This is a genomic window from Pseudomonas sp. CFBP 8772, assembly GCF_014841665.1.
Classification (GTDB): Bacteria; Pseudomonadota; Gammaproteobacteria; order Pseudomonadales; family Pseudomonadaceae; genus Aquipseudomonas; species Aquipseudomonas graminis_B.
The window spans coordinates 136,875-158,869 of record NZ_JACYUI010000006.1 but is presented as its reverse complement, the minus strand read 5'-3'; the positions used below and the strand labels follow the sequence as shown (position 1 = coordinate 158,869).

Here is a 21,995-nt window from a genome sequence, read left to right as displayed (position 1 = left end):
GCTTGTGCCCAATAACCACGGTTATAAAATTACTCAAGGAGAGGATGGCAACTGGAACATTTATGACGAGAACAACAACCTTGTCGATGGGCCATATGTCACCTGGGACCACGCAAACCGAGAAGCGCATCGCCTGCCCCCTCGGGCGCGGCCTAATCCCTTGGTTCCCGATAAAGCCAAAGATCCAACGAAACCAGCACGTCCCGCATCGAACGATGGTGGTCCGGGCCGCTGATAGGTTGAGTGTGGTTTTGTTCTGGAAGGTGCGCAGATCTTTTGAAAGCGGTAAATGGTGGAGCCCTTCACCTTCCACCCACTGTCTTTGCACTGGACATGCGATTAACGCACGTTGCGTTCTCATTGAAAGGAGCCGTAAGCCGATGATTGACGAACAAGCGCGGGATCGATTGCTCGAAGCTGTGGATAAGCACGTTGATCAGGCATTTCAGAAGCAATCCAGCGTTGAGCCTCGATTCCTGATATCCCTCGGGGATGATTCTGTAATGGATCGTGTCGAGTTATGCGATTGGCTGATGCGTGAGTTAGCAGTGCGTCACCCATCGCTAAGGTTCAACGTCAGCGTCCCGAATCAATTCAACACTTTGGTTGTCGATTTTGAGACCCTCTGAGCTCCGAATTCAGGCCAGGGCTCAGTAGTTCGGAATAAGCCAAATATCAAGGATGGAGTGTTGCATGAGTACTAAATTTAGCGTTGGTGACGTTGTTAGGTCTCGTATTGGTGATCACGACATGACAATCACTAATTCAGGGCCGATCGAAGTGGGCAGTTTTGTCGGAGTTGGCACTGTCCATCGCGGCACCCTGAGAGACGATTTGGTGGTTTGTGAATGGTTTGCAGCAAAAAAACATGAGCAGAAAAGGGTCTCTGTCTCTGATCTCAGTTTAGTTCTTCCTGCTCAGCATCATGAATTTTTTGAAGGGCAAATTGTGCAGCTTGCTTCGGGAGGTCCGAAAATGCTCATTGAAGCATGCGGACCCATGCATGTTGGTGGAGGGTTCGTGGGCAGCGCGACTCAAGGCGTGAAGAGAGTAGGGGGCTCGGTTCGTGACGATCTAGCTGCTTGTAAGTGGGAGGTAGGGGCGAAGACCATGAAGAAGCGTTTTCAGCTAAGCGTCCTCAAGCCTGTCTGATACCGATAGCAACCCCGCAGTTGTCATGCACTGCCCAAGAGGCCGTACAGGGAGGGCCTGGACTGCGTGGTGCCGGGCAGTCACCTGTTTCGAAAGGACATTGGCAATTGACGAGCTCGGCTCCAAGTTTGCAACACGGGCGGCTTCGGCGGACAGGCGTGGAAAGACACGCATTAAACATCGAGCCTCGGCATATGCCGGGGCTTTCTCGTTTTCAGCCCCTCCACACCCATCGCTCCGAGCTGGGAGTGCTGTGGGGCTGATTCATTTCCGCTCCCCAAATTGGGGGGCAGTCGGGCGCCGTCATGCTAGATAAAGATCCTGACCTCTGGGCGCAGGCCTGGGAATGGCTTCGACTGAAACTGAGCGACCCTCTGTGGCAAGGAGCGGTTATGGCCGCAACCATTTCCCTATTGCGCGTGCTCTACGAAGGCAAGGAGGCCAATAAATGGCGTGTCGTACTTGAGGCGCTAATCTGCGGGGCCTTGAGCCTGTCAGCCAGCAGCGTCATTGAGTGGATGGCCTGGCCGTCGAGCCTTTCAGTTGCAGCCGGAGGCGCCATCGGGTTCATCGGTGTGACAGCGATTCGCGAGTTGATCATCAGGTTTCTCGGTCGCAAAGCGGACTCAGCATGAAAGCATTCGCAACGGCATTCATCATCGTTCTGGTAGCCATCCTCCTCATCGGGCTGCAGCAGTACCGTGTTGTTGCGCTGCGGGGTGAGATGTCCGTCGAGACCAAAGCCAAGACAGACGCTCTGGCCGCAAACCTCGAAAGCCTCGCCACCATCACAACGCTTCGCGCTGAAGCGCAACGCAACGCTGACTACACCGCCGACCTGAATAAACGCATCAAGGCCAGCGAGGACAAAGCCAAGAAGGCGAGGAAGGAATTCGATGACCTCAAGCGCAACAGCAAACCTGTTCGTGATTGGGCTGCTCAGCCTTTGCCTGACGGCCTGCGCGGCAAAGCCGCAAGTGGTAACAAAGACCACGGCAATAAGGCTGGAAGCCCCTGAGCTGATTCCATGCGAGCGCGTCAACGCAGACGATACCGATCTGCGTGACAACGGCGATGTGTGGGAGCTGAAAGATCAGGCCATCAAGCTGCTCGACACATGCGCTGACCAGGTCGATGCGCAGATTGTCCGCAGTCAAAGCAAGTAACAGGTGCCACGAAAGCAGATGAGCCCGTTCCGTAGTGCATCAGCTTTGTCAGCGTGTGAGAGGTTCCACCCCTTGTGGGAGTGCGGGAAACCAGAGCCAACCATCTTCTTCTATCGGGTTGTGGAAATTTCGCGTCACTTCGAACACAAGGTCGCTTCCTCGCTCCCCAGTGATCGATATGACGTGTGCGGAATGCCAGCCTTTGTACGGCTCGGTTTTGATGCCAAGCCAACCAGCTCTTTGAACCGCACCCTGGGTACCATCGGCGCCGGTATATAACGACCGCTCTCCTGGATTGAAGTGGAAGGCCACTCCAGTCAAGCGAACGTCCTCGTCAATGCCTTGATAAATGTCGATATTCGCTGTTTCAAAATCCATTTCAGTAGCCTCGGTTTGGGTCCAACACCAATACCGGTAAGCAGACTCAGACACAAGGGTGATATATGCCGTTCAAGCAGCTTGGCAGGTCTCGACACCCTAGCGCCGACCATTCCCTATGACTCGCCTTCAGACGCTTGGCAATCGAGTAGGCACGCAGGCGAGCAAGATTCCTGTTGCTCAGCCCGGGTCGTGGCGCAACGACAAGGCCACATCAGGCCAGCGTGGATACACCTATGCATGGCAGAAGGCGAGCAAGGCTTTCATCCTTGCCAACCCGCTGTGTGTGATGTGTGACGCATTGGGTCGAGTGACAGCGACGGCGCTGGTCGACCACATCCAGCCGCACCGGGGTGACATGACGCTGTTCTGGGATCGCGCCAACTGGCAGCCGCTCTGCACGTACTGTCACTCGTCCGTGAAGCAGCGCGAGGAAGCCGGAAGGCTGTAGCAGGCCAACTCCCCGTGCTGGTCGATTCCGGCACGCCAGTGACGTGCAACAAGGGCAGGGGTGCCTCGAAAGTTCGGAGCCTTGGCGCTCTAGACCACCCGGTCCCGCATTCAGAGTTTTTTTCCTGTTTTGAGGTTTTTTGTTAATGGCTTTAACACCCAAAAAGCGCGCATTCGCCGACGCTTTGAGGGGAGGTGCGTCCAACAAAGAAGCAGCGATAGCCGCAGGCTATAGCGCTTCCAGCGCATCGGCCGCCGGATCACGGCTTGCAAAAGACCCTCACGTTTTGGCCGAGCTGGCAAGCGGGCCCGTTAACAAAAATGTTAAAGCTCAGCCGAAGGCCAAGGCGCCCAAATTGGTCGAGCCTGAGGCGGACGATGAGGACTCAGGCCCGACATTCGACCTGGCCCGTGCCCTGACCTTTACCGACCCCAAGGCGTTCCTGATTGCCGCGATGAACGACCCGGAAGCCGAGGCAAAGCTCAGGGTCGACGCTGCGAAAGCGCTCATGCCGTTCATGCACCAGCGCAAAGGCGAGTCGGGCAAGAAAGAAGACAGGCAGAACGCAGCGGAAGAGGCGGCGGCCGGCATGTACGGGACGAGCAAGCCACCGCTTCGATCGGTGAAGTAGGTGGAGTGGTCAACCGCGTGCCCAGACTGGGAGCGCCGGATTCTCTCTCGCCAGTCGCTGATTCCGTTTCCGCCGCTGTTCCGTTCTGAGGCCGATGCCGCGCTTGAGCTGTTCAAGTCGCTCAAGGTTGTCGATGTACCAGGCCAACCGACCTTCGGCCAGTGCTGCGAGCAGTGGGTGTTTGATTTCGTGGCGGCCATCTTCGGCGCTTACGACTCCGACACTGGCAACCAAAAGATCCGCGAGTATTTCCTGCTGATCAGCAAGAAGAACGCCAAGTCAACGATCGCCGCCGGGATCATGGTCACCGCCCTGGTGCGCAATTGGCGCGACAACGAAGAACTGTTGATTCTCGCGCCTACCATCGAGGTCGCTCAGAACAGTTACAAGCCCGCTGCTGCGATGGTCCGGGCCAACCCTCGTCTGGAAAAGATGCTGCACGTCCAGGATCACATTCGGACCATCACGCACCTCACTACCAAGGCCGCCTTGAAGGTGGTCGCTGCCGATTCGGACACGGTGTCCGGTAAGAAGTCCGGCAAGATCCTGGTCGACGAACTCTGGGTGTTCGGCAAGCGCCCGAATGCTGACGCGATGCTGATGGAAGCCACCGGCGGCCAGATCTCGCGGGATGAAGGTTTTGTGATTTTCCTTTCGACCCAGAGCGACGAGCCGCCGGCGGGGGTTTTCAAGGAAAAGCTCGATTACTACCGCGACGTTCGGGACGGCAAGATCCAGGACAAGAAGTCGCTGGGCGTGCTGTACGAATTTCCGAAGGCGATGGTGGAGTCTGAGGAATACCTGAAGCCTGAAAACTTCTACATCACCAACCCGAACATGGGGCGGTCGGTCAGCCGGGAATGGCTGGAAGACCAGATGGTCAAGGAGGCGAAGAAAGAGCCAGGCGCGCAGCGCAAGTTCCTCGCCAAGCACCTGAACGTCGAAATCGGTATGAACCTGCGCGCCAACCGGTGGGCGGGTGCTGAGTTCTGGCAGGCGCAGGCCAAGGCAAAGAACCTAACGCTCGCCCAGCTCATCACCCGTTGCGAAGTCATCGACGTCGGGATCGACGGCGGCGGTCTTGACGACCTGCTGGGGTTCGCAGTGCTGGGCCGCGAGACTGAATCGCGCAATTGGCTTCTATGGACCCATGCCTGGGCCCACCCCTCGGTGCTGGAGCGCCGCAAGAGCGAGGCCCCGCGCCTGCATGACTTTGCCAAAGACGGCAACCTGACGCTGGTGGAGTACATCGGCAAGGACGTTGCCGAGGTGGCCGAGTTGGTGGCCGAAATCTACGCGTCCGGGAAGCTCGACATGATCGGCGTCGACCCGGCAGGCGTAGGCGGAATCCTTGACGGCCTGATCGAGGCCGAGATTCCGCAGGACAAGGTGATTGGCATTTCGCAGGGCTGGAAGCTGGGCGGTTCAATCAAGACTGCCGAACGCAAGCTGGCAGAGGGCGGGATGGTCCACGGCGGTCAGCCGATGATGTCCTGGTGCTGCGGTAACGCGAAGGTCGTTCCGGCCGGAAACTCGATCCTGATCACGAAACAAGCGTCGGGGACGGCGAAGATCGACCCGTTGATGGCGTTCTTCAACGCCGTAGCCCTGTTGTCGCTCAACCCCGTCGCGCGGGGCAACGTCGACGATTTCTTTGATGACCCAATAATGGCAGGGCTCTAATGGCGAGCAAAAACAAACCGGGGCTCATTCGCTCCGCGCTACAGAGCTGGCTGGGTGTTCCTGTTGGGCTTACCAGTGAGGCTTTTTGGCAGGAGTGGTTTGGCACCTCCAACAGCGGCAAGCACGTCACGGTCGACGGCGCGGTACGGCTTTCCACCGTCTGGGCATGCGTTCGTCTGTTGTCGGAGTCCGTTTCGACGCTGCCCTTGAAGCTCTACCGGCGGATGCCGGACGGGTCGCGTGAATCCGCCCGGGATCATCCACTCTTCAGGGTGCTGTGCCGCTCCCCAAATGCCGAAATGACCCCGCAGCGTTTCATGCTGCAGGTTGTGGCCAGCATCTGCCTACGCGGTAACGCTTTCGCCGAGAAGAAGTTCATCGGCACCCGGATCGTTGCCCTCGACCCGCTTTTGCCGCAGTGCATGACGGTCAAGCGCCTGGACAATGGCCGCTTGAAGTACACCTACACCGAAAACGGCAACGACCGGGACATCCCGGAAAAGAACCTGATGCACATCCGCGGCTTTGGCCTGGACGGTGTGTGCGGGATGCTTCCGGTGACCACGGGCCGTGACGTCATCGGCACCGCGCTGTCATCAGAAGAGGCGGCCGCCAAGGTATTTGCCAACGGCCTGCAAGCCTCGGGCTTCCTGACAGTCGAAGGCGGCGCAGCGCAGGGCTCCGGCACGCTGACACCGAAGCAACGTGAGCAGTTGAAGAAAAGCCTGGCAGCGTTCAGCAGCTCGAAGAACGCCGGCAAGACGATGGTGCTGGAAGCTGGCCTCAAGTACCAAAGCGTCACGATGAACCCGGAAGCAGCGCAGATGCTGGAAACCCGGGCATTCAACGTAGAGGAGATCTGCCGCTGGTTCCGCGTGCCGCCGTTCATGGTCGGCCACATGGACAAGCAGTCGAGCTGGGCGGCCAGTGTCGAGGCGCAGAACCTGCACTTCCTCACCAACAGCCTGCGGCCGCTGCTGGTCAACATTGAGCAGGAAATCACCCGCTGCCTGATCGGCGAGGCGGATGCCGAAGAGTTCTTCGCCGAGTTCGCAGTGGAAGGCTTGCTGCGTGCCGACAGTGCTGGCCGTGGCGCCTGGTACAACACCGCGCTGATGAATGGCTGGATGTCCCGCAACGAGGTCCGCCGTTTGGAAAACCTGCCGCCGATTCCTGGTGGCGACATCTACACCGTTCAGTCGGCGATGGTCGCGCTGGAGAGCCTGGAGCAGGGCGAGGATATCTCGGCCAAGTTCAACCGCTTCATGTCCAAGGCGCTCCACGCGCACAAGGACGGCAACCGCGAGGCAACCCGCGAATTGCTCCAGGACATTTGCTCCGCGCTTGATGGCGGGGATCCAGACGCCTCGACCATGGCTCACGCCCTTATCTCGATTTCACGCCTCAGCATCACCGAACCAGCGGAGTAACCATGACGATCAGAACCCTGCCAGCAGCGCCGGCGGAGCGACCGCGCGCGAGCGCTTCCTCGGATCTGCTGCCGATTGCGCTCGAGCGCTGGAACCCGGACATCCGCGCCGCGGCCGACGACGAGAACACCATCTCCATGTTCGACCCGATCGGCTACGACTACTGGACGGGTGACGGCGTTACCGCGAAGCGGGTCAGCGCGGTGCTGCGCAACCTGGCAGGCGCCGACGTCACGGTGAACATCAATTCGCCTGGTGGCGACATGTTCGAAGGCCTGGCGATCTACAACATCCTGCGCGAATACAAAGGCAAGGTGACCGTCAAGATCCTCGGCCTCGCCGCCTCGGCTGCGTCAGTCATTGCCATGGCAGGGGACGAGGTCCGCATGGGCCTCGGCGCCTTCCTCATGATCCACAACTGCTGGGTTGGCGTGGCGGGTAACCGCATCGGCCTGCGAGAAATGGCCGACACGCTGGAGCCTTTCGATAAAGCGATGGCGAACATCTACGCAGCTCGCACCGGTGACGAAGTCGCCGCCATGCAGACGCTGATGGATGCCGAGAGCTGGATCAGTGGCGGTGACGCTGTCGATCAGGGCTTTGCCGACTCGCTGCTCGACAGTGCCGAGCTGAAGGAAGGCACCAAGGCATCTACGCCGCAGCAGATCGCCGCTCGCCGCCTCGATGTGATCCTCGCGAAGCAGGGCATGCCCCGTTCCGAGCGCCGCGCAATGATTCAAGAGCTCAAAACCGGCACGCCCAGCGCTGCCGGCCCTGGTACGCCGAGCGCTACCGAATCCCCGGCCGTTTCGGCCTCCGTAATCGCTGATTTCGAAAGGGCACTGGCCTCTTTCAAGTCGGCAGCCTCTACCGTACCCGGAGTTTGACCCATGTCCGATACAAACGAATTGCTCAAGAGCGTCTCCGCCGAACTGGCGAAAGCCACCAGTGAGTTCAGCACCAAGGCCGAATCGGCACTGGCCGAGGCGAAGAAAGCAGGCAACCTGTCTGCTGAAACCAAGGCCGCCGTCGACGAGCTGGCGCTGAAGTTCAACTCCCTGACCGAGGCCGAGAAGCAACTCAAGGCCAAGCTGGGCGAAGTTGAGCAGGAATTCGCACGCCTGCCCTCGGCCAGCACGCCGCAGAACCGCGACAGCCTCGGTCAAACCGTCATCAAAAGCGAGGCGCTGAAGGCCTTCGCTGCAAGCCTTGAAGGCGGTAAACGCGTCAACATTCCCGTCAGCGCGGCGCTTCTGTCGACTGACGTCGCTCAGGGTGTCGTCGAGCCGCAGCGCCTGCCGGGCATTGATACGCCGGCGAAACAGCGGCTGTTCATCCGCGACCTGATTGCTCCTGGTCGCACCACGTCGCCGGCTATTTTCTGGGTTCAGCAAACCGGCTTCGTCAACGCCGCGAAAGTGGTAGCCGAGGGCATGGCGAAGCCGTACTCGAACATCAGCTTTGCTTCCAAGCTGACCGCAGTGTCCACGATCGCGCACATGTTCAAAGCGTCCAAGCAGATCATGGACGACTTCGCGCAGCTGCAGTCCACCATCGATGTGGAAATGCGCTACGGCCTGAAGTACGCGGAAGAGCAGGAGATTCTGTTCGGCGACGGCACCGGCGTTCATCTGCACGGCATCGTGCCTCAAGCGTCTGTTTTCGACCCGGCATTTGAGGTCGAGGCCCGCTCCGGGATCGACGACCTGCGTCTGGCGATGCTGCAGGCACAGTTGGCCCGTCTGCCAGCTTCGGGTCACGTCCTTCACTTCATCGACTGGGCGAAAATCGAGCTGACCAAAGATTCGCTGGGCCGCTACATCCTGGCGAACCCGCTGGGTCTGGCAGGTCCGGTGCTGTGGGGCCTTCCGGTGGTGGCTACTGAAGCGGCCGGCTTCCAAGGCAAGTTCCTGACTGGCGCATTCCAGACTGGCGCTCAGCTGTTCGACCGTGAAGATGCCAACGTGGTGATCTCCACCGAGAACGCCGACGACTTCGAGAAAAACCTGATCTCGGTCCGTTGCGAGGAGCGATGCGCGCTGGCGGTTAAGCGTCCTGAGGCCTTCATTTACGGCGCGTTCAACGCACCGGTCACCCCTTAACTCAAGTCGGGCCGCTCGAAAGGCGGCCCAACGGAGGCAATCATGAAGTTGAAGACTCTGAAGCCGCTGTATCTGGGCGGACAAACGCGGGTTGAAGGCACGTCTTTCGAAACCATCGAGCAGCACGGTCGCGAGCTGATCCAGAAAGGCTACGCCGAGCCAGACTCGGGTGACGACGATTCCGTTGTTGTTCTGAGCGAAGAAGATGCCGCCGGCGCGGGCGTTTTGACCAGCGCGGCGTTGGCCGCTCCTGCGAAGACTGAAAAGTCCAAGAAGCCGGAAAAGCCAGCGAAGGGCGAGTGATATGTCGGTCATCGATATCGGCGTAGCCATGCGGCATTGCCGCGCCGAGGAAGGCGATCGCGATGACGTGCTTTTGAAGCTGGAGGCGGCGGAGGAATCTGCCGCGCTCTACCTGAATCGCTCGTTCTACGCGGATGCAGAAGCCATGGCTGCCGCCGTGCTGGATGGTACGGCCGGCGACGATCCGATTGTTGTCACCAAAGCCATCACGGCGGCGTGCCTGCTCATTCTAGGTAACCTGTACGCTAACCGGGAGGACGTTGTAGTTAGCGTTAGCGTCTCAGACCTGCCGCAGGGCTCCCGCTCGCTGCTGAGCCCTTACCGCGTTGATATGGGGGTCTGATGAGAGCAGGAAACCTTCGGCATGAGTGCTCTGTGCAGACGAAGCAGCGCGTGCCTGACGGCATGGGCGGCGGGGTCGAGGGCTGGATTGAAGCGCGGAAGATCTGGGCAGAAATCACCGCACCTACAGGCCGGACGTCTCCCGTTTCCCAGCAGCTCACCGCACTGGTGACCGCAGAGATAAAGGTCAGGCCCGCGGCGGATCTGGTGGCCGGGGTTCGCCTGGTCAATTCAGGCGTTACCTACCTCATCGAGGCGGCGCTTCCCGACAACGACCGGTCCATGCTCCGTCTGTTGTGTTCAAACGTTCCACACCCCTGAGGTCCTTATGAAAGTGAAAGCACTGGCAAGCCTGTCCACTGCTCAAGGCTGGAAAGCTGCGGGCGACGAATTCACCGTGAATGCTACCGAGGCCGAAGAGCTGATTGCGCGCGGTCTGGTTGAGCGCTCTGACGCTGAGCCTGTACCCGAGCCTGACCCGGCTCAGAAAGCACCCAAACCCACCAAACCGAAAGCCTGATCATGGGCCGGCGCTCAAGCGTTCAGGGAGATATCAAGCTTCGCGGCCTGTTGCGCCGGATCGGCAACGAGATCGAAAGCGACCTGCGCCCGGCTATGGTTCAGGCAGCAGACCTGGTGCTGCAGACCCAGACCTTCCTGATTCCTCGGGACACCGGCGATGCGGCGGAGACGTTGACGTCGTTCGTTTCGAAAAGCGGGCTGGATGCGGAAATCGGCATCAGGGGCAAGAGAAACAACACGCGGTACTTCTATACGAAGTTCCTCGAGTACGGCACCAAGGGTTACGCCCGGGGTGAAACGCAGATTCCGGCGAGGCCAGCGCATCCGTGGTTGCGGCCGTCCTACGATCTCAACCGTGAGCAGATCATCTTGCTGATCAGCAGAGCGATCGATTCTACGTTGCGCAAGGCTGCGGAGGCCAAATGAGTGACCCAGGCCTCGCGCTGCAGAAGGCGCTCTTCGAGAAGTTGTCGGCCAGCCTGACGGCGCCGGTGTTCGACGCCGTGCCCACTGGGACGCCGTATCCGTATGTGACCTTGGATTACGAGGTCACCGACAACACGACGCCGGTCAGCGGCAAGAAACGCGAAAACCGTCTGTTCTACCTGTCGGTCTGGTCGGACTATCAGGGCCAGGCGGAAGTGAAGCGCATCAATGGCGAGATCGCCGAGGCGCTGGACGAAGTTGCGCTGCCGCTGAGCACGGGCACCGCCGTCTCTGTCCGCGTGCTGCGCACGGAAACGAACCGCGAACCGGACGGCAAGACCTATATGGGATCGGTGACCCTTCGAATCATCACCCAGCACTGACACCGCCGAGCAACACCGACACCCGCCATCGAGCGGGTTTTTTATTGCCAAAAACCACCCGCGCCCTGGAGGGCAACCATGACTATCAAAACTTCCGCCGGCGTCCGATTCCTGATCGGCCCGGCCCACAACATCACCTATGCCGAAGACACCGCAGGCCGTGCTGCTGCGCTGACCGCGCTCAAGGCGCTGACCTTCGTGGAAGTTGGCGAAGTGGAAGACGCCGGCGAGCTGGGCGACGAGGCCAGCACCGCAGACTTCACCGCGCTGGCCAACCGTCGCAAACGCAAGGTGAAAGGCACCTTCGACGCCGGTACCCAGCAGATCACCTTGGGTTCCGACCCGGTTGATCTCGGGCAGAAAGCAGTGAAAGCAGCGCTGTCCAGCGACTCCAACTTCGCTTTCCAGATGGACTACGGCGACGGAACAGCCGATTTCTACCTCGGCCAGGTGCTGAGCTGCCGCAAGCAGATCGGTACCGCTGAATCGATCCGCAAGGCGTCGGTGTCTGTGGCGATCAACTCCGCGATCTACGAGCAAGCGGCGCCGGCGGCCTAAGGCCCGCTGCTCAACGCAGTGCACAGGCGTTGCCATCGCGGCGCCTGTTTTGAATCTTCCCCTCTCTGTAAGGAACACTGATCCATGTCCAAGACTGACCACGGTACTGTTGAACTCTCGATCGGCGAAGAGCTGTACGTCCTGGCCTTCAACCTCAAAGCTGTCAAAAAGATCGAGCGCGCCCTGGGCGGCATTCTTCCGGCAATGCAGGAAGTTCAGCGCTTCAACCTGTCGGCGATTATTCAGGTGATTGTTGCTGGCGCAGGCCTCGCGCTGAAGCCGTCGGCGCTCGAAGAGCTGGAAGAAGCCGTTTACCAGGCGGGCATCATCAGCGTCACTCCGACGCTGATCGAGTACCTCAGCGCGCTGCTGAACCCCGCTGCGAAGACTGCCGACCAATTGGCCGAAGCCGAAGTAGCTGATGCCGGCGGCAAGGCAAAAAAGTAAAGCGGGAGGGCAACGGCAGCTATGTCGATGAGCTGTTCGGCATAGCGACCGGGTGCTTGGGATGGACGCCGGACGTTGCATGGTCTGCGGCCGTTCCCGAAATTCTGCTGGCGTGGGACTGCAAAGTAGAGTTCCTGCGCAACACCAATCCGCTGGGTGTGGCAGGGAAGGCAGGCGGCCCGACAGCGCCCCCACCGGATGAAACCCCGGAACAAAAGCGGCAGCGCATCAAGGCTCAGATTCGTGGCGCGAGGGGCTGATTCGGACGTTGACCGCAGCATGCGACGGATGATGGCGCTTCTGTTGAAAAGTGTTAGATTTGCCGCCATCAAAAAGGAGCGTTCGTCATGTCAAGAAGTAAAGGATTGCAGGTCTGGTTGATGTGTTTCGTTATCGCTGCCGTCGCAGGCTGTACGCATGACATCCGCCCGGTTGTTAAAGACCAGGGCTTGTACATCACGAAAATCAGGGACGAAAATGTCCAGATCGTCGCGAGCCAGCAATTTCAGCAACTGACCTTGCAGGACGTTCCGTTGAGGTCGAGCAACTGGAAGTGGCAGAAATTCAACGTTGCCATCGGCAAAACACTTACAGAGGGCGTCTATTCCTATGCGCGATCGACCTTCGATCACACCACAATAGGCGATACGAAAGACGCCGATATCGCAGGGTTCACGGTAGTTCTTTCTAACGCCAGTGTTGAGCTGTGGATTGATGATGACTCGTCGTTTGCGTCGCAAATGGTGCTCGCTCCAACGTATTACATGAACACGGTTGACGCCCAGGCCAAGGTGACTTTGACGGGAAATCTTTTATTACCCAGCGGTGAGAGCCGTCCCATCCAAATTGCAGGGAAAGGACTCAAGAACCTGAAGCCAGCAAGCATGGACGCAGAGGTCATTGAAGAAGTAACGGGGCTGGCCGCTGCTGATGCGGCCAAGCAAGTCGTCGACCTGATACGCGGCGCGAGAGGATCAAAGCCTGCTAAATAGATAGATTGGCTCCGTCCCGCCACCGGGACATTAATTACATCGAACCGGCTTAACAGCCGGTTTTTTTTCGCCCGGAGAAAGTGCATGTCAGGTCAAGAAGTTCGCGGGATGCTGATCCGGCTTGAAGCAACCACGGCGCAGCTTCGTCAGGAAATGGCGAAAGCGGATACCACCGTAGCGCAAGTGGCAGGGCGGATTGATAACCAGCTTGGCCGGGTGGATAGCGCTTTTGATCGGGCTGGCGCCAGCGCAGAGGCAGCCGCCAGCGCCCTTAAAGGTGCAATTTCTAGCGTAGTAGGCACCGCAGGCATCAGTCAGTTGCTGCAGCATGCCGAGGCATACACCACTATCGCGAACCGCTTAAAGCTGGTGACTACCAACGCCGCAGAGTTCCAAGCTGCCCAGCGTGCAGTCTTCGATATCGCTCAGCGTTCCGGTCAGCCACTGACCGCCACCGCCGAACTTTACCAGCGCATCGCGACGAACCAGAAAGAACTGAAACTGACCGGTCAGGGCGTAGCTGGGATTGTTGAAACCATCAGCAAAACCATGGTGATCAGTGGTGCGTCTACCGAATCTGCCAACGCTGCGCTTATCCAGTTGGGACAGGCGTTTGCCTCGGGGACTCTTCGTGGCGAAGAGCTCAACTCCGTTCTGGAACAAGCCCCAGCTCTGGCCCAAGCCATCGCAAAAGGCATGGGCGTTTCTGTGGGCGCGCTTCGCTCTTTGGGCGCCGCCGGCAAGCTCACTGCCGACTCTGTCGTTAAGGCACTGCAGGCCCAGGCAGCAGCGGTGAATGAGCTGTACGGAAAGATGCAGGCCACCGTCAGCCAGGGCCTGACAAAGCTGGACAACTCGGCCACCCAGCTCATCGGAAAATTGGATCAGACTTCCGGCGTCAGTCAGAAACTTGCCGGCGTTTTGACGTCAGTCTCGAAAAGTTTGGACTCGGTGTCGGCGGATGGTTCGTCGCTGGCAGACACCGTTGAGCGCGTAACGAGCGTTGCCGAGAAGCTCGCCATAGTGATTGGCGCCCGTTTGGCTCTGTCTGCTGGGCAGTCTGCTGCTGCCTTTGCTTCGGCAACCAAAGCATCGATAGAACAGGCGATTGCGCTCAGCCGCTCAGCAGTTGCATCGGATGCTGCTCGGGTCGCTGACGCCGCAAGTGCGCAGCAAGCACTTCTAACTGCTCAGTCTCGCCAAGTCGACGCAAAGGCAATGCTCGAGCGCGCGAGCGTCGAATTGGCGGCTGCCGAACAAAAGGTAGCAGCTGATCGCGTGCGTCAGGCATCAGAAGTCGCAAACTTGCAGGCCGTCCAGACGGCACTGGTCGCGGAGCGCGGGCTCGAAGAGCAACGCCTGCGTGCGCAGATAACCGACACCGGCCGCGCGCAATCCATTGCTCGCATCGTTGAGCTGCGACAATCGGAAATCGCGATCACCAACCAGGTGAGGGCGGCAGAGACCGCGCTGGCAGAGACGTCGGTTGCCACTTCTGCACAGATCCAAGCTGCGTATCAACGCAGATCGGCAGCGGCGGGGGCCTATGGTGAGACCACGCTCGCGGTCAATGAGGCTGTCGCAGCATCGGAAAAAACCACCGCAGCTGCTTCCAGCGTGTCGAGAGGTATTGCGGGCCTATCGGCGGCGGGCGGTGGCTTGCTTGCCCTGCTGACCGGTCCTGTTGGCATGATCGCGACCGTGGCGCTCGTCGCCGCCTCGTTCATAGATTTTGGAGGAAGTGCAAAAACTGCCACGGCAGCGCTGATCGAACAGAACCTGACAGTGGACGATTCCATCGCCAAGTTCAAGGAGCTGGGTGCCGCGCAGCGGACGCTTCAAGTTTCCACCTGGACCGAGAAGCAGGTGGAGGCCCTGGACAGCGTCGGCGCCGCACTGAATGAATATTCGCTGCGGGGCATGGAGGCATTTCAGCAACTCGGTGTTGCAGGGGAGGAAGGCGCTGACGCATTCAGCAAAATGGTCGAGAGGGTCCGCGCAGGGACACTGCCGCTCAATACCGTCACTGAGTGGGTGAAGGAGAACAAGGCAATCTTGCCAACATACACCGCACTGCTGGAGCAATCGGCCGCGGCGTATGAGATTAACGGCCTAAAAGCGGATAAATACGGAAAGCTGCTTGGGCAGGTCAACAGCGTCACAACCGCCGCCACAACAGCAACCGGCCAACTCGCGGCATCGCAGCAGAACTCCGGCCAAACCGACGCGAGCAAGGTTGCATGGGACAAGTACATTGACCAACTGACAAAAACTCGCGATTTGCTTGGCGCGAACGCTGCGGCCGAAGCCGCGTACACCGCGGCAAAAATGGGCGCAACCCCGGCTCAGGCTGCCCAGGCAAAGATCATTGCTGATCAGACTGATACGCTCAAAAAATATCAGGACGCAATCAAGGATAGTTCGGAGGCAGAAAAGGTTCGTCTCAAGGCCCAGTTGGTCGCGCTTTACACCGCTGAAGACGCTGCCAACGAAGCCGCTGCAGCGCAGAAAAAGGCGTTGGACGATACCGCCAAGGCTGCGGAGGAAAGCGCGGCACGCCAGGTTAATGCAATGCAGTTGGTCATTAATCAGGCCGTGAATCTGACCAAGGGCCGTAATCTTCTCCTGCTGCCAGAAACAAAGCAGGACACCAAAAACCAGACCGGTTACGGCCTTCTTACCAATGGTGGGACTGCACCAGTCGCGCCAGTGAAGCCGAAGGCCACGCCGGATCAGCGGGCTGAAACTGCCATCGCGCAGTTGGACGCGACCACTGAGGCGAACAAGCGTGTGGACAAGGCGGCCAATGCGGCGGCCACTGCGCTAAAAAACCAGCAGAAAGCTCTGGAGGATCTGCTCGCCAAGTCTGGCATCGCGACCAAGGCTTCCAACGATATCGCCGATGCATACCTGGCTGGCGCGAACAACGTCCGTGAGCTGACCATCAAGCAGGAGATCGAGACCGAGGTTTTGAAAACCGGCGCCAAGGCCTATGACCGCGTCGCAGCTGCCGTCAATGCAATGCACGACGCGAAGGATCGCGCTGAGGTCATGAAGCATGTGGCCGAACTGCGCGTGGAAATCGACAGCCTTCAGAAAGAGGCCGTTGCGACCCTTCAAGGCCAAAAGGCTATCGACACATTCAACGTTGCCAAGTCTGTGCAGGCTGAGCTGATCGATAAGAAGATCGCTGTCGGCTCCGCCGAGTACGACCAGCTTGTTGCTGTCACCAAGGCTCAACTGGAAAGCAACAAAGCGCTTGAGCAGGCCAACGCCGCGAACGGCATCGTCGACCGGCTCTATCCACAGACAAAGTTGTTGCGCGATTACACCCAAGAGCAGGAAGCGCTGAACAAGGCGATCGAGCTTTACCCGGAGAAAGCCGATGCATACCGCGATGCCCTTCAGCGGCTGGGCGTTGAGTACCAAAAGAACAAGAACGCTGCGACAAGCTGGGGCCAGTTCACCGAGGGGGCGATTGACCGCATCGACGACGCTTTTGCAGACATGTGGAAGTCCGTCCTGAGCAAATCCGGCAACTTCATGGACACGCTCAAGGACAGCTTCCGGCAGTTCCTCGCGGAAATGCTGCACATGGCGATCACCAAGCCGATTCTGGTTCAGTTCGCCAGCGCGCTGGGTGTGGGCGGTGCTCAGGCTCAATCCTCCGGGCTGTTTGGAGACTTGACCGGCGGCGGTGGTGGTGGGTTGACGTCGTGGCTCGGTACTGCCAAAAACGTTTTTTCTGTTGCGAGCAGCAACTTCGGGCAGTCCATCATGGCTGGCTGGAGTAGCGGCGAAGGTATCGTTGGCGGTATCCAGGGCGCGTTCGGGAACGGCGCGTCCTACATCAAGGATGCCATTACCAGTGGTTTCACCGCGGGCTCGGCTACTGCCAGCGCCGTCGCATCCACTACCGCAGAAAGCTTGACTTCGACACTTGCCACTTCGTACGCCGGTTATGGCGCGCAGTTCGGCACAGGAGTGGCGCAAGGTTCTTTCAGCGGCGCCGCAGCGTCCTATTCGGCATCTGCTGCTTCCTCTAGCCTCAGCGCCTTGAGCGCTACGCTAAGCTACGTCGGCGCGGTATACGCGGTCATTCAGTCGTACCAGGCGTACGGCGCGAAGGGCGCTGCCACGACGGCAGGGTTTGCCGCCGCTGGTGCCGCCATTGGTTCCGTCGTTCCTGTTATTGGCACAGCTCTTGGCGCTGCTATCGGTGCTGTGATCGGCTCGATCGCTTCCAGCTCTCTGTTCGGGAGTGGAGAGAAATATCCAGACCTGAGCACGTCGGCTACCGGGCGTTATGTCGGCGGCCAGTACATTGACACCGGCGTCGCGACCACTTGGCAAAGCAAGGCCCCCAAGTATGGCACTGCGGCTGATAACGCAATGTCGTCGACGCTGAACAAGTTCAGCTCCACGCTCGGCAATCTGTACACAGCGCTCGGCAACGGCGCGCCTGTCGTGGCTTACAGCACTTTGCAGCAGCGCAAAACCTCCGGGAAGTACTCGAGCACATTCGGCGCGCAACTCGACGACGGCTCTGTCATCACCGGCAAACAGCAGTTCAAGGCTGACGACATCGCGGCGGCGCTGACCGCTGACTATGACGACATCATGGGCACCTTCCTCGCGAAGGCGATCGTGAGTTCGAAGTCGCTGCCGGAGTACTTCAAGTCTCAGTTCACGGCCTTTGCCAACGATTGGAACACCACGGCTGATCAGGTCATCAAGGCGATCGAGGGTGTTTTCACCCGCTTCAACGGGGTGAACGATGCGCTGTCCCTGATCAACGTTGCGAACCTCAAGCTGGACAACACCGGCCTGATCGCTTCCGATTCGATCCTCAACATGATCGGGGCGATTTCTAATCTGGACACTGCCACGGCGACGGCGAAGGAAAAGGTCGATGCGCTCAACAAGAGCGTGGGAACTTACTACCAGGCGTTCTTCAGTGCCGATGAGCAATTTGCCGGTCTCACGAAGAGCTTGCAGGGTGCCTTTGCGGGCTTTGGCCTAAACCTGCCGGACACCCGTTCTGCATACCGGAATATGGTCGAAGACATTGACGTCACGACCACTGCGGGTCAGGCGATGTTCGCCACCATGATGGGCTTGGCTACCAACGCAGACGCGTATTACACCCAGATCGACAAGCAGGCCCAGGCAGCAGTGGATGCAGCCAATGAGGCAGCCCAAGCAGCGGCCAGTGCGTGGTCGAACTATTACGGCCTTTTCGCGACCGACACACAGAAGGCCGGGGATGCGCTGATGCGCGCCACTCAGGAATTTCGCGCGCTGGGCCTGGGCTTGCCAGCCAGTCGTAGCGACTTCGCGGAGATGGTCAACGCGATTGATCAAACCACTGTCGCAGGTAAGGCACTGTTCAATTCGTTGTTGGGCTTGGCGACGGATGCGGATGCTGCTTTTGATGTCATGGAGGCAAGTGCAGCGTCGGCGACTCAGGCCGCTCAGGATGCGGCGAAAGCTCAGGCTGATGCGACCGAATCAGCTGCTCAGGCGATCAAGGATGCGTTGAGCTTGGCGGTCAACAACAGCTTCGCGGCAGTACAGCGCGCTATCAGTGCCCAGCAGAAAGCAGCCGAGGCGGCCTATAACGCTACGAATGCTTCGATCAGCGACATGCTCGACACCGCGAATAGTCTGGTCAGTGACCTGACCGGTGTCAGCAATGACCTCGGTTCGGCGCTCAAGTCTTTGCGCGGCGATTCGGAGTCCGCCGTGCAGATGTTGCGCCGCCAGGCGCAGGCAACGCTGCAGAATGCTCTCGCAACCGCGCGGGCCGGCGGATCGCTGGCAAACTTCGCAGGATTGGGCGATGCCCTCACCGCCGTAAGCAGCAACAGCACCGGCTTGTATTCCTCGCTGGAAGAGTTCAATCGCGATCAGGGCCGCACGGCCAACGTGGTGGCGGAGCTCAACACGCTGAACGGTAAGCAGCTCACCAATGCCGAGAAATCGGCCGCGGCGCTGCAGGAGCAGCTGGATCAGGCGAAGAAGGCGTATGACGCTCAGGTCGCGCAGTTCGACTCGCAACTCGCGTTCGCCCAGTCGCAGCTGGACGCGCTCAACGGCGTAGACACGACGGTGCAGTCGGTGACCGATGCCGTGGATCGCATGAATGCAGACGTTGTTCGGGCTTTGGCCGGCCAGGCCACTGGTGCTGGCGCTGGCAACACCTACAACAACAACGCCGCACTGGTCGAGTCGGTTTACCAGCGGGTGCTCGGGCGTACTGCTGAAGCCGGCGGTGTCTCGTTCTGGTCGTCCCTGCTGGCGAATGGTTCGGTCACTTACGCAGGTCTTGTCGATGCCATCGCGCAAGGCGGAAAGGCCAACGGCGAAACAGTGAAAATCCCAGGCTATGCCGCCGGCGGCAGTTTCGGCGGAGGTCTGCGGCTGGTCGGCGAGAATGGCCCGGAGCTAGAGGTAACAGGTCCGAGTCGTATTTACAACGCTGACCAAACCGCATCGATGATGCGGGGCAGCGGCAGCCAGGATGCTGCCGAGGAAGTCCGACAGCTTCGTGCGGAGCTTAAGTTGGCGCTGTTTGCCATCGCGAAAAACACCATGAAGGCGGCGAAGAATACTGATCTGCTTCCGCAGAAACTGGAACAGGAGTTGTTGGCGTGAGGATCATTGAACCTGTGCAAATAACGCCCAGCATGATGAATGTGGTGGCGTTTCAAGTCTCGCCGGCGGCCGATCCATTGGTTGTCCAGGTGGGGCAGGCGTTTCAGCTGGCTTCGATGAGCACGAATGTCCCCGAGGACGACTACCCGTTGTGGTTGTCGACCAAGTCCTACGTGGTCGGCGACCGCGTAATGCTTGATCACCGCAACTACGAAGCTTTGATGGCCAACACCAACACCAATCCGATTTCGAAGATCACCAGTCCGGCCACTTGGCTGGACTTGGGGGCAACAAACCGCTGGAAACTGTTTGATGACAAGGTTGGAACTGTAACCACCAACCCCGAGACCATTTCTCTGAAGATGGTGCCCGGCCGTGCAGTAGATGCCATGGCCTTCTTTGGACTTGATGCGGCGTCGATTTACGTCCGAGCGATTGATCCCTATCAAGGGATCATATTCGAATCTCAAGTCTCGCCAGTTTCCACGGACGGCATTGATGACTGGTATGACTACTTCTTCAGTCCGGTTGAGTTGAACGAAGACTTTGTTCTTCTGGATGCTCCGGTCGGTAGTTACGGATCTATCGACATCGTTATATCCAAGCCTGGCGGGATCGCTTCTGTTGGAGCGCTGATCATGGGGAAGATGGCAGAGCTTGGAGAAACGCTCTACGGCACCTCGGTTGGGATCACGGACTACAGCCGCAAGGATCGTGACGACTTTGGGAACTTTACTGTCGTGGAAAGAGGTTATTCCAAACGCGCTGAATTCGACCTCATGGTGCCGACTTCACGCGTGAGCGCAACCCAACGGACTCTTGCCAAATACCGCGCCAAGCCGTTGGTGTGGATCGGCGAGGCCACTTATCAGTCAACGATTATTTACGGGTATTACCGGGAGTTTAACTTGGTCATCAGCGGCCCGACTGTATCTGACTGCTCAATCTCTGTTGAAGGACTCGTCTAATGGCAACAATGCCGATCATTACACCGCTGCCGCCGGCACCGAGCCGTCAGAATGCCTCCGGGACATTCGCCTCCTTGGCTGACAACTTCATGGGGGCCTTGCCGCAGTTTGGCGACCAAGTAAATCAGATGGGCGACTTCATTGATGCGCAGGCTGGTGCCGTAGTCGAGATTGCAAGGCAGGTTACCAACAACGGCACAGTTCAGGTCGAGGCGGCAGCAGATAGAGCAAATGCCGCTGCGCTGAGTGCCCAGTCCGCTGCGAGCCAGGCGGGCGCTGCTAAGACACAGGCCGATGCCAGCAAGGGCTTTCGGGACTCAGCTCAGGCAGCAGCTTCCGCCGCGCAGAGCGCTGCAGGGCTTCCTGCCACTTCAGGCAAGGCTGGCCTTCCGCTGGTTGCCCGGGCTGATGGAGGGGTGGAATACACGGGCAGCCTGCGCCGCTACGATCTTGATGTGGCGTCATCCACCGCCGTTCTGGATCTGGCTGTCAGCCAGGTCTTTCAGGTCAGCGCAAATGTCCCGCGAACACTGACATTTGCAAATGCGCCGGCCGCAAACCGCGCCCAAACCGTTGTTCTGCACATAACAGGTACGGCCAAAATCACCTGGCCGGCCGGCATTCTCTGGAACTACAGCCAGGCTCCCGTGCTGGGGAGTGCCTGGACGACAGTCATCCTGCTCTGGGTCGGTACCGGCTGGGTTGGCTCTGTAGGAGCGCGGTCATGATCGAGGTACTGTTCATGGGCGGCGAGGAGGCCGGCCCGTCTGTGCCTTGGGCTCTTATTGCTGCTGACAGCCACCTTTCGGTCGGCGCTACGCCGGCAGAGGTGAATTTCCCAGCAGGCACTCAGCCAGGTGACCTGGTGGTGGCATTAGCCTCGCCAGGTTCCGAAGCAATTAAGACGAGGTTTATGGCTAGCGGCTGGCAGCACTTCTCCGAAGGCGATCAGGACTATCTGTGCGCCGCCAGATACGCCCCGGGCCTTGCCCTTCCTCGATGGGAGAAGTCGGCATCCAATACGCTGGGACTCGCGGTAATGACCTTTCGTGCGCAGGGCTGGTCAAGGCTGCAACTGGAATCGCATATCTCCCCAGCTCAGCCTGTCAATGTCAGTACGCGCGCCCCCAACGAGCTGTTGATCAGCATCGGCATTACACCAAGGTCAACGCAAGCGTGGATCGGGCACATGACAGGGGCGCCGCAAAGCTCCGTTGTTTCGGTGGCCTCCGAGCCAGCGCTGCAAGTCTACTGGTCCAACGTAACCCTGCCAAAGACGATAACCGACATCTACGTTGACGCCCCTTCTGGGGTAGAACGGAACCTGATTCTTTCCGCTTACTGATTACAGAAACGCAAACACGCACCGCCCGAGAGGCGGTTTTTTTGTGCCTGGAGAAATGA

Annotated in this window: 27 protein-coding genes; 26 read left to right on the top strand and 1 reads right to left on the bottom strand. The window is 59.1% G+C overall.

The window, feature by feature from the left end; translation table 11 throughout:
• The first annotated feature begins 4 nt into the window (after positions 1 to 4).
• The 6 genes from IFT99_RS14370 (at position 5) to lysC (ending at position 2,318) form a co-directional block, all read left to right on the top strand.
• Complete coding sequence (locus IFT99_RS14370; protein ID WP_192133053.1) at positions 5 to 235, top strand: hypothetical protein; 231 nt, start codon at positions 5 to 7, stop codon at positions 233 to 235.
• 145 nt (positions 236 to 380) lie between these two features.
• The gene (locus IFT99_RS14365) at positions 381 to 629 is read left to right on the top strand and encodes a hypothetical protein (protein ID WP_192133051.1); all 249 of its coding nucleotides are present in this window, start codon (positions 381 to 383) and stop codon (positions 627 to 629) included.
• A gap of 64 nt (positions 630 to 693) precedes the next feature.
• Positions 694 to 1,152: a DUF2158 domain-containing protein gene (locus IFT99_RS14360; protein ID WP_192133049.1), complete on the top strand. Its 459-nt coding sequence runs from the start codon at positions 694 to 696 to the stop codon at positions 1,150 to 1,152.
• Positions 1,153 to 1,457: 305 nt separating this feature from the next.
• Positions 1,458 to 1,787 (top strand): phage holin, lambda family, encoded by a 330-nt coding sequence (locus tag IFT99_RS14355; RefSeq protein ID WP_192133047.1) that lies wholly within the window; start codon positions 1,458 to 1,460, stop codon positions 1,785 to 1,787.
• The gene (locus IFT99_RS14350; protein WP_192133045.1) at positions 1,784 to 2,170 is read left to right on the top strand and encodes a hypothetical protein; all 387 of its coding nucleotides are present in this window, start codon (positions 1,784 to 1,786) and stop codon (positions 2,168 to 2,170) included. The genes IFT99_RS14355 and IFT99_RS14350 overlap by 4 nt, the downstream gene beginning before the upstream one ends.
• Complete coding sequence (gene lysC, locus IFT99_RS26170; protein WP_237251065.1) at positions 2,079 to 2,318, top strand: Rz1-like lysis system protein LysC; 240 nt, start codon at positions 2,079 to 2,081, stop codon at positions 2,316 to 2,318. The genes IFT99_RS14350 and lysC overlap by 92 nt, the downstream gene beginning before the upstream one ends.
• Before the next feature lie 48 nt (positions 2,319 to 2,366).
• Here the strand turns inward: lysC and IFT99_RS14345 are convergent, their stop codons facing one another.
• Complete coding sequence (locus IFT99_RS14345) at positions 2,367 to 2,696, bottom strand: hypothetical protein (protein WP_192133043.1); 330 nt, start codon at positions 2,694 to 2,696, stop codon at positions 2,367 to 2,369.
• Between the two features lie 118 nt (positions 2,697 to 2,814).
• Between IFT99_RS14345 and IFT99_RS14340 the strand changes: the two genes are divergently transcribed.
• From IFT99_RS14340 to IFT99_RS14245, 20 genes are all read left to right on the top strand, one after another.
• Complete coding sequence (locus IFT99_RS14340) at positions 2,815 to 3,147, top strand: HNH endonuclease signature motif containing protein (RefSeq protein ID WP_192133041.1); 333 nt, start codon at positions 2,815 to 2,817, stop codon at positions 3,145 to 3,147.
• 145 nt (positions 3,148 to 3,292) lie between these two features.
• Positions 3,293 to 3,778, top strand: a complete 486-nt coding sequence (locus IFT99_RS14335) for a terminase small subunit (RefSeq protein WP_192133039.1) — start codon at positions 3,293 to 3,295, stop codon at positions 3,776 to 3,778.
• The gene (locus IFT99_RS14330) at positions 3,779 to 5,461 is read left to right on the top strand and encodes a terminase large subunit domain-containing protein (protein ID WP_192133037.1); all 1,683 of its coding nucleotides are present in this window, start codon (positions 3,779 to 3,781) and stop codon (positions 5,459 to 5,461) included.
• Entirely contained in the window at positions 5,461 to 6,891 is a 1,431-nt protein-coding gene (locus IFT99_RS14325) for a phage portal protein (RefSeq protein WP_192133035.1), read from the top strand. Before IFT99_RS14330 ends, IFT99_RS14325 begins: the two co-directional genes overlap by 1 nt.
• A 2-nt stretch (positions 6,892 to 6,893) precedes the next feature.
• On the top strand, positions 6,894 to 7,778 hold the full coding sequence (locus IFT99_RS14320; protein WP_192133033.1) for a head maturation protease, ClpP-related: 885 nt from the start codon (positions 6,894 to 6,896) through the stop codon (positions 7,776 to 7,778).
• 3 nt (positions 7,779 to 7,781) lie between these two features.
• Positions 7,782 to 8,993 carry a phage major capsid protein gene (locus tag IFT99_RS14315; protein WP_192133031.1) on the top strand — a complete coding sequence of 404 codons (1,212 nt, stop codon included), beginning with the start codon at positions 7,782 to 7,784 and terminating at the stop codon, positions 8,991 to 8,993.
• Positions 8,994 to 9,035: 42 nt separating this feature from the next.
• Positions 9,036 to 9,296 (top strand): hypothetical protein, encoded by a 261-nt coding sequence (locus tag IFT99_RS14310; RefSeq protein WP_192133029.1) that lies wholly within the window; start codon positions 9,036 to 9,038, stop codon positions 9,294 to 9,296.
• 1 nt (position 9,297) lies between these two features.
• Positions 9,298 to 9,639: a head-tail connector protein gene (locus IFT99_RS14305; RefSeq protein WP_192133028.1), complete on the top strand. Its 342-nt coding sequence runs from the start codon at positions 9,298 to 9,300 to the stop codon at positions 9,637 to 9,639.
• A complete protein-coding gene (locus IFT99_RS14300) occupies positions 9,639 to 9,959 on the top strand; it encodes a head-tail adaptor protein (RefSeq protein ID WP_192133026.1) in 321 nt (106 codons plus the stop codon). The genes IFT99_RS14305 and IFT99_RS14300 overlap by 1 nt, the downstream gene beginning before the upstream one ends.
• Positions 9,960 to 9,966: 7 nt before the next feature.
• Positions 9,967 to 10,158 (top strand): hypothetical protein, encoded by a 192-nt coding sequence (locus IFT99_RS14295; RefSeq protein WP_192133024.1) that lies wholly within the window; start codon positions 9,967 to 9,969, stop codon positions 10,156 to 10,158.
• A gap of 2 nt (positions 10,159 to 10,160) precedes the next feature.
• Positions 10,161 to 10,586, top strand: coding sequence for an HK97 gp10 family phage protein (locus IFT99_RS14290; RefSeq protein WP_192133023.1), 426 nt, complete (start codon positions 10,161 to 10,163; stop codon positions 10,584 to 10,586).
• Entirely contained in the window at positions 10,583 to 10,969 is a 387-nt protein-coding gene (locus tag IFT99_RS14285) for a DUF3168 domain-containing protein (protein ID WP_192133021.1), read from the top strand. The genes IFT99_RS14290 and IFT99_RS14285 overlap by 4 nt, the downstream gene beginning before the upstream one ends.
• Before the next feature lie 78 nt (positions 10,970 to 11,047).
• Positions 11,048 to 11,527 (top strand): phage tail tube protein, encoded by a 480-nt coding sequence (locus tag IFT99_RS14280; protein WP_192133019.1) that lies wholly within the window; start codon positions 11,048 to 11,050, stop codon positions 11,525 to 11,527.
• A 49-nt stretch (positions 11,528 to 11,576) separates the two neighbouring features.
• The gene (locus IFT99_RS26795) at positions 11,577 to 11,777 is read left to right on the top strand and encodes a hypothetical protein (protein ID WP_192133016.1); all 201 of its coding nucleotides are present in this window, start codon (positions 11,577 to 11,579) and stop codon (positions 11,775 to 11,777) included.
• Positions 11,732 to 11,974 carry a hypothetical protein gene (locus IFT99_RS14270; RefSeq protein ID WP_192133014.1) on the top strand — a complete coding sequence of 81 codons (243 nt, stop codon included), beginning with the start codon at positions 11,732 to 11,734 and terminating at the stop codon, positions 11,972 to 11,974. The genes IFT99_RS26795 and IFT99_RS14270 overlap by 46 nt, the downstream gene beginning before the upstream one ends.
• Positions 11,975 to 12,321: 347 nt before the next feature.
• Positions 12,322 to 12,966 (top strand): hypothetical protein, encoded by a 645-nt coding sequence (locus IFT99_RS14265; RefSeq protein WP_192133012.1) that lies wholly within the window; start codon positions 12,322 to 12,324, stop codon positions 12,964 to 12,966.
• A gap of 84 nt (positions 12,967 to 13,050) precedes the next feature.
• Positions 13,051 to 19,623, top strand: coding sequence for a tape measure protein (locus IFT99_RS14260; RefSeq protein WP_192133010.1), 6,573 nt, complete (start codon positions 13,051 to 13,053; stop codon positions 19,621 to 19,623).
• Positions 19,620 to 20,591, top strand: a complete 972-nt coding sequence (locus tag IFT99_RS14255) for a hypothetical protein (protein ID WP_192133008.1) — start codon at positions 19,620 to 19,622, stop codon at positions 20,589 to 20,591. The genes IFT99_RS14260 and IFT99_RS14255 overlap by 4 nt, the downstream gene beginning before the upstream one ends.
• Positions 20,591 to 21,319, top strand: a complete 729-nt coding sequence (locus IFT99_RS14250; RefSeq protein WP_192133006.1) for a hypothetical protein — start codon at positions 20,591 to 20,593, stop codon at positions 21,317 to 21,319. Before IFT99_RS14255 ends, IFT99_RS14250 begins: the two co-directional genes overlap by 1 nt.
• Complete coding sequence (locus IFT99_RS14245) at positions 21,316 to 21,936, top strand: hypothetical protein (protein ID WP_192133004.1); 621 nt, start codon at positions 21,316 to 21,318, stop codon at positions 21,934 to 21,936. The genes IFT99_RS14250 and IFT99_RS14245 overlap by 4 nt, the downstream gene beginning before the upstream one ends.
• Positions 21,937 to 21,995 lie beyond the last annotated feature (59 nt).

What these genes read in the sequence shown, in the direction of transcription:
- IFT99_RS14365 (WP_192133051.1), top strand. Translation starts at nt 381, where the DNA reads ATGATTGACGAACAAGCGCGGGATCGATTGCTCGAAGCTGTGGATAAG.
- IFT99_RS14360 (WP_192133049.1), top strand. Translation starts at nt 694, where the DNA reads ATGAGTACTAAATTTAGCGTTGGTGACGTTGTTAGGTCTCGTATTGGT.
- IFT99_RS14355 (WP_192133047.1), top strand. Translation starts at nt 1,458, where the DNA reads ATGCTAGATAAAGATCCTGACCTCTGGGCGCAGGCCTGGGAATGGCTT.
- IFT99_RS14350 (WP_192133045.1), top strand. Translation starts at nt 1,784, where the DNA reads ATGAAAGCATTCGCAACGGCATTCATCATCGTTCTGGTAGCCATCCTC.
- IFT99_RS14345 (WP_192133043.1), bottom strand. Translation starts at nt 2,696, where the DNA reads ATGGATTTTGAAACAGCGAATATCGACATTTATCAAGGCATTGACGAG.
- IFT99_RS14340 (WP_192133041.1), top strand. Translation starts at nt 2,815, where the DNA reads ATGACTCGCCTTCAGACGCTTGGCAATCGAGTAGGCACGCAGGCGAGC.
- IFT99_RS14335 (WP_192133039.1), top strand. Translation starts at nt 3,293, where the DNA reads ATGGCTTTAACACCCAAAAAGCGCGCATTCGCCGACGCTTTGAGGGGA.
- IFT99_RS14325 (WP_192133035.1), top strand. Translation starts at nt 5,461, where the DNA reads ATGGCGAGCAAAAACAAACCGGGGCTCATTCGCTCCGCGCTACAGAGC.
- IFT99_RS14320 (WP_192133033.1), top strand. Translation starts at nt 6,894, where the DNA reads ATGACGATCAGAACCCTGCCAGCAGCGCCGGCGGAGCGACCGCGCGCG.
- IFT99_RS14315 (WP_192133031.1), top strand. Translation starts at nt 7,782, where the DNA reads ATGTCCGATACAAACGAATTGCTCAAGAGCGTCTCCGCCGAACTGGCG.
- IFT99_RS14310 (WP_192133029.1), top strand. Translation starts at nt 9,036, where the DNA reads ATGAAGTTGAAGACTCTGAAGCCGCTGTATCTGGGCGGACAAACGCGG.
- IFT99_RS14305 (WP_192133028.1), top strand. Translation starts at nt 9,298, where the DNA reads ATGTCGGTCATCGATATCGGCGTAGCCATGCGGCATTGCCGCGCCGAG.
- IFT99_RS14300 (WP_192133026.1), top strand. Translation starts at nt 9,639, where the DNA reads ATGAGAGCAGGAAACCTTCGGCATGAGTGCTCTGTGCAGACGAAGCAG.
- IFT99_RS14295 (WP_192133024.1), top strand. Translation starts at nt 9,967, where the DNA reads ATGAAAGTGAAAGCACTGGCAAGCCTGTCCACTGCTCAAGGCTGGAAA.
- IFT99_RS14290 (WP_192133023.1), top strand. Translation starts at nt 10,161, where the DNA reads ATGGGCCGGCGCTCAAGCGTTCAGGGAGATATCAAGCTTCGCGGCCTG.
- IFT99_RS14285 (WP_192133021.1), top strand. Translation starts at nt 10,583, where the DNA reads ATGAGTGACCCAGGCCTCGCGCTGCAGAAGGCGCTCTTCGAGAAGTTG.
- IFT99_RS14280 (WP_192133019.1), top strand. Translation starts at nt 11,048, where the DNA reads ATGACTATCAAAACTTCCGCCGGCGTCCGATTCCTGATCGGCCCGGCC.
- IFT99_RS14270 (WP_192133014.1), top strand. Translation starts at nt 11,732, where the DNA reads ATGCAGGAAGTTCAGCGCTTCAACCTGTCGGCGATTATTCAGGTGATT.
- IFT99_RS14265 (WP_192133012.1), top strand. Translation starts at nt 12,322, where the DNA reads ATGTCAAGAAGTAAAGGATTGCAGGTCTGGTTGATGTGTTTCGTTATC.
- IFT99_RS14260 (WP_192133010.1), top strand. Translation starts at nt 13,051, where the DNA reads ATGTCAGGTCAAGAAGTTCGCGGGATGCTGATCCGGCTTGAAGCAACC.
- IFT99_RS14250 (WP_192133006.1), top strand. Translation starts at nt 20,591, where the DNA reads ATGGCAACAATGCCGATCATTACACCGCTGCCGCCGGCACCGAGCCGT.
- IFT99_RS14245 (WP_192133004.1), top strand. Translation starts at nt 21,316, where the DNA reads ATGATCGAGGTACTGTTCATGGGCGGCGAGGAGGCCGGCCCGTCTGTG.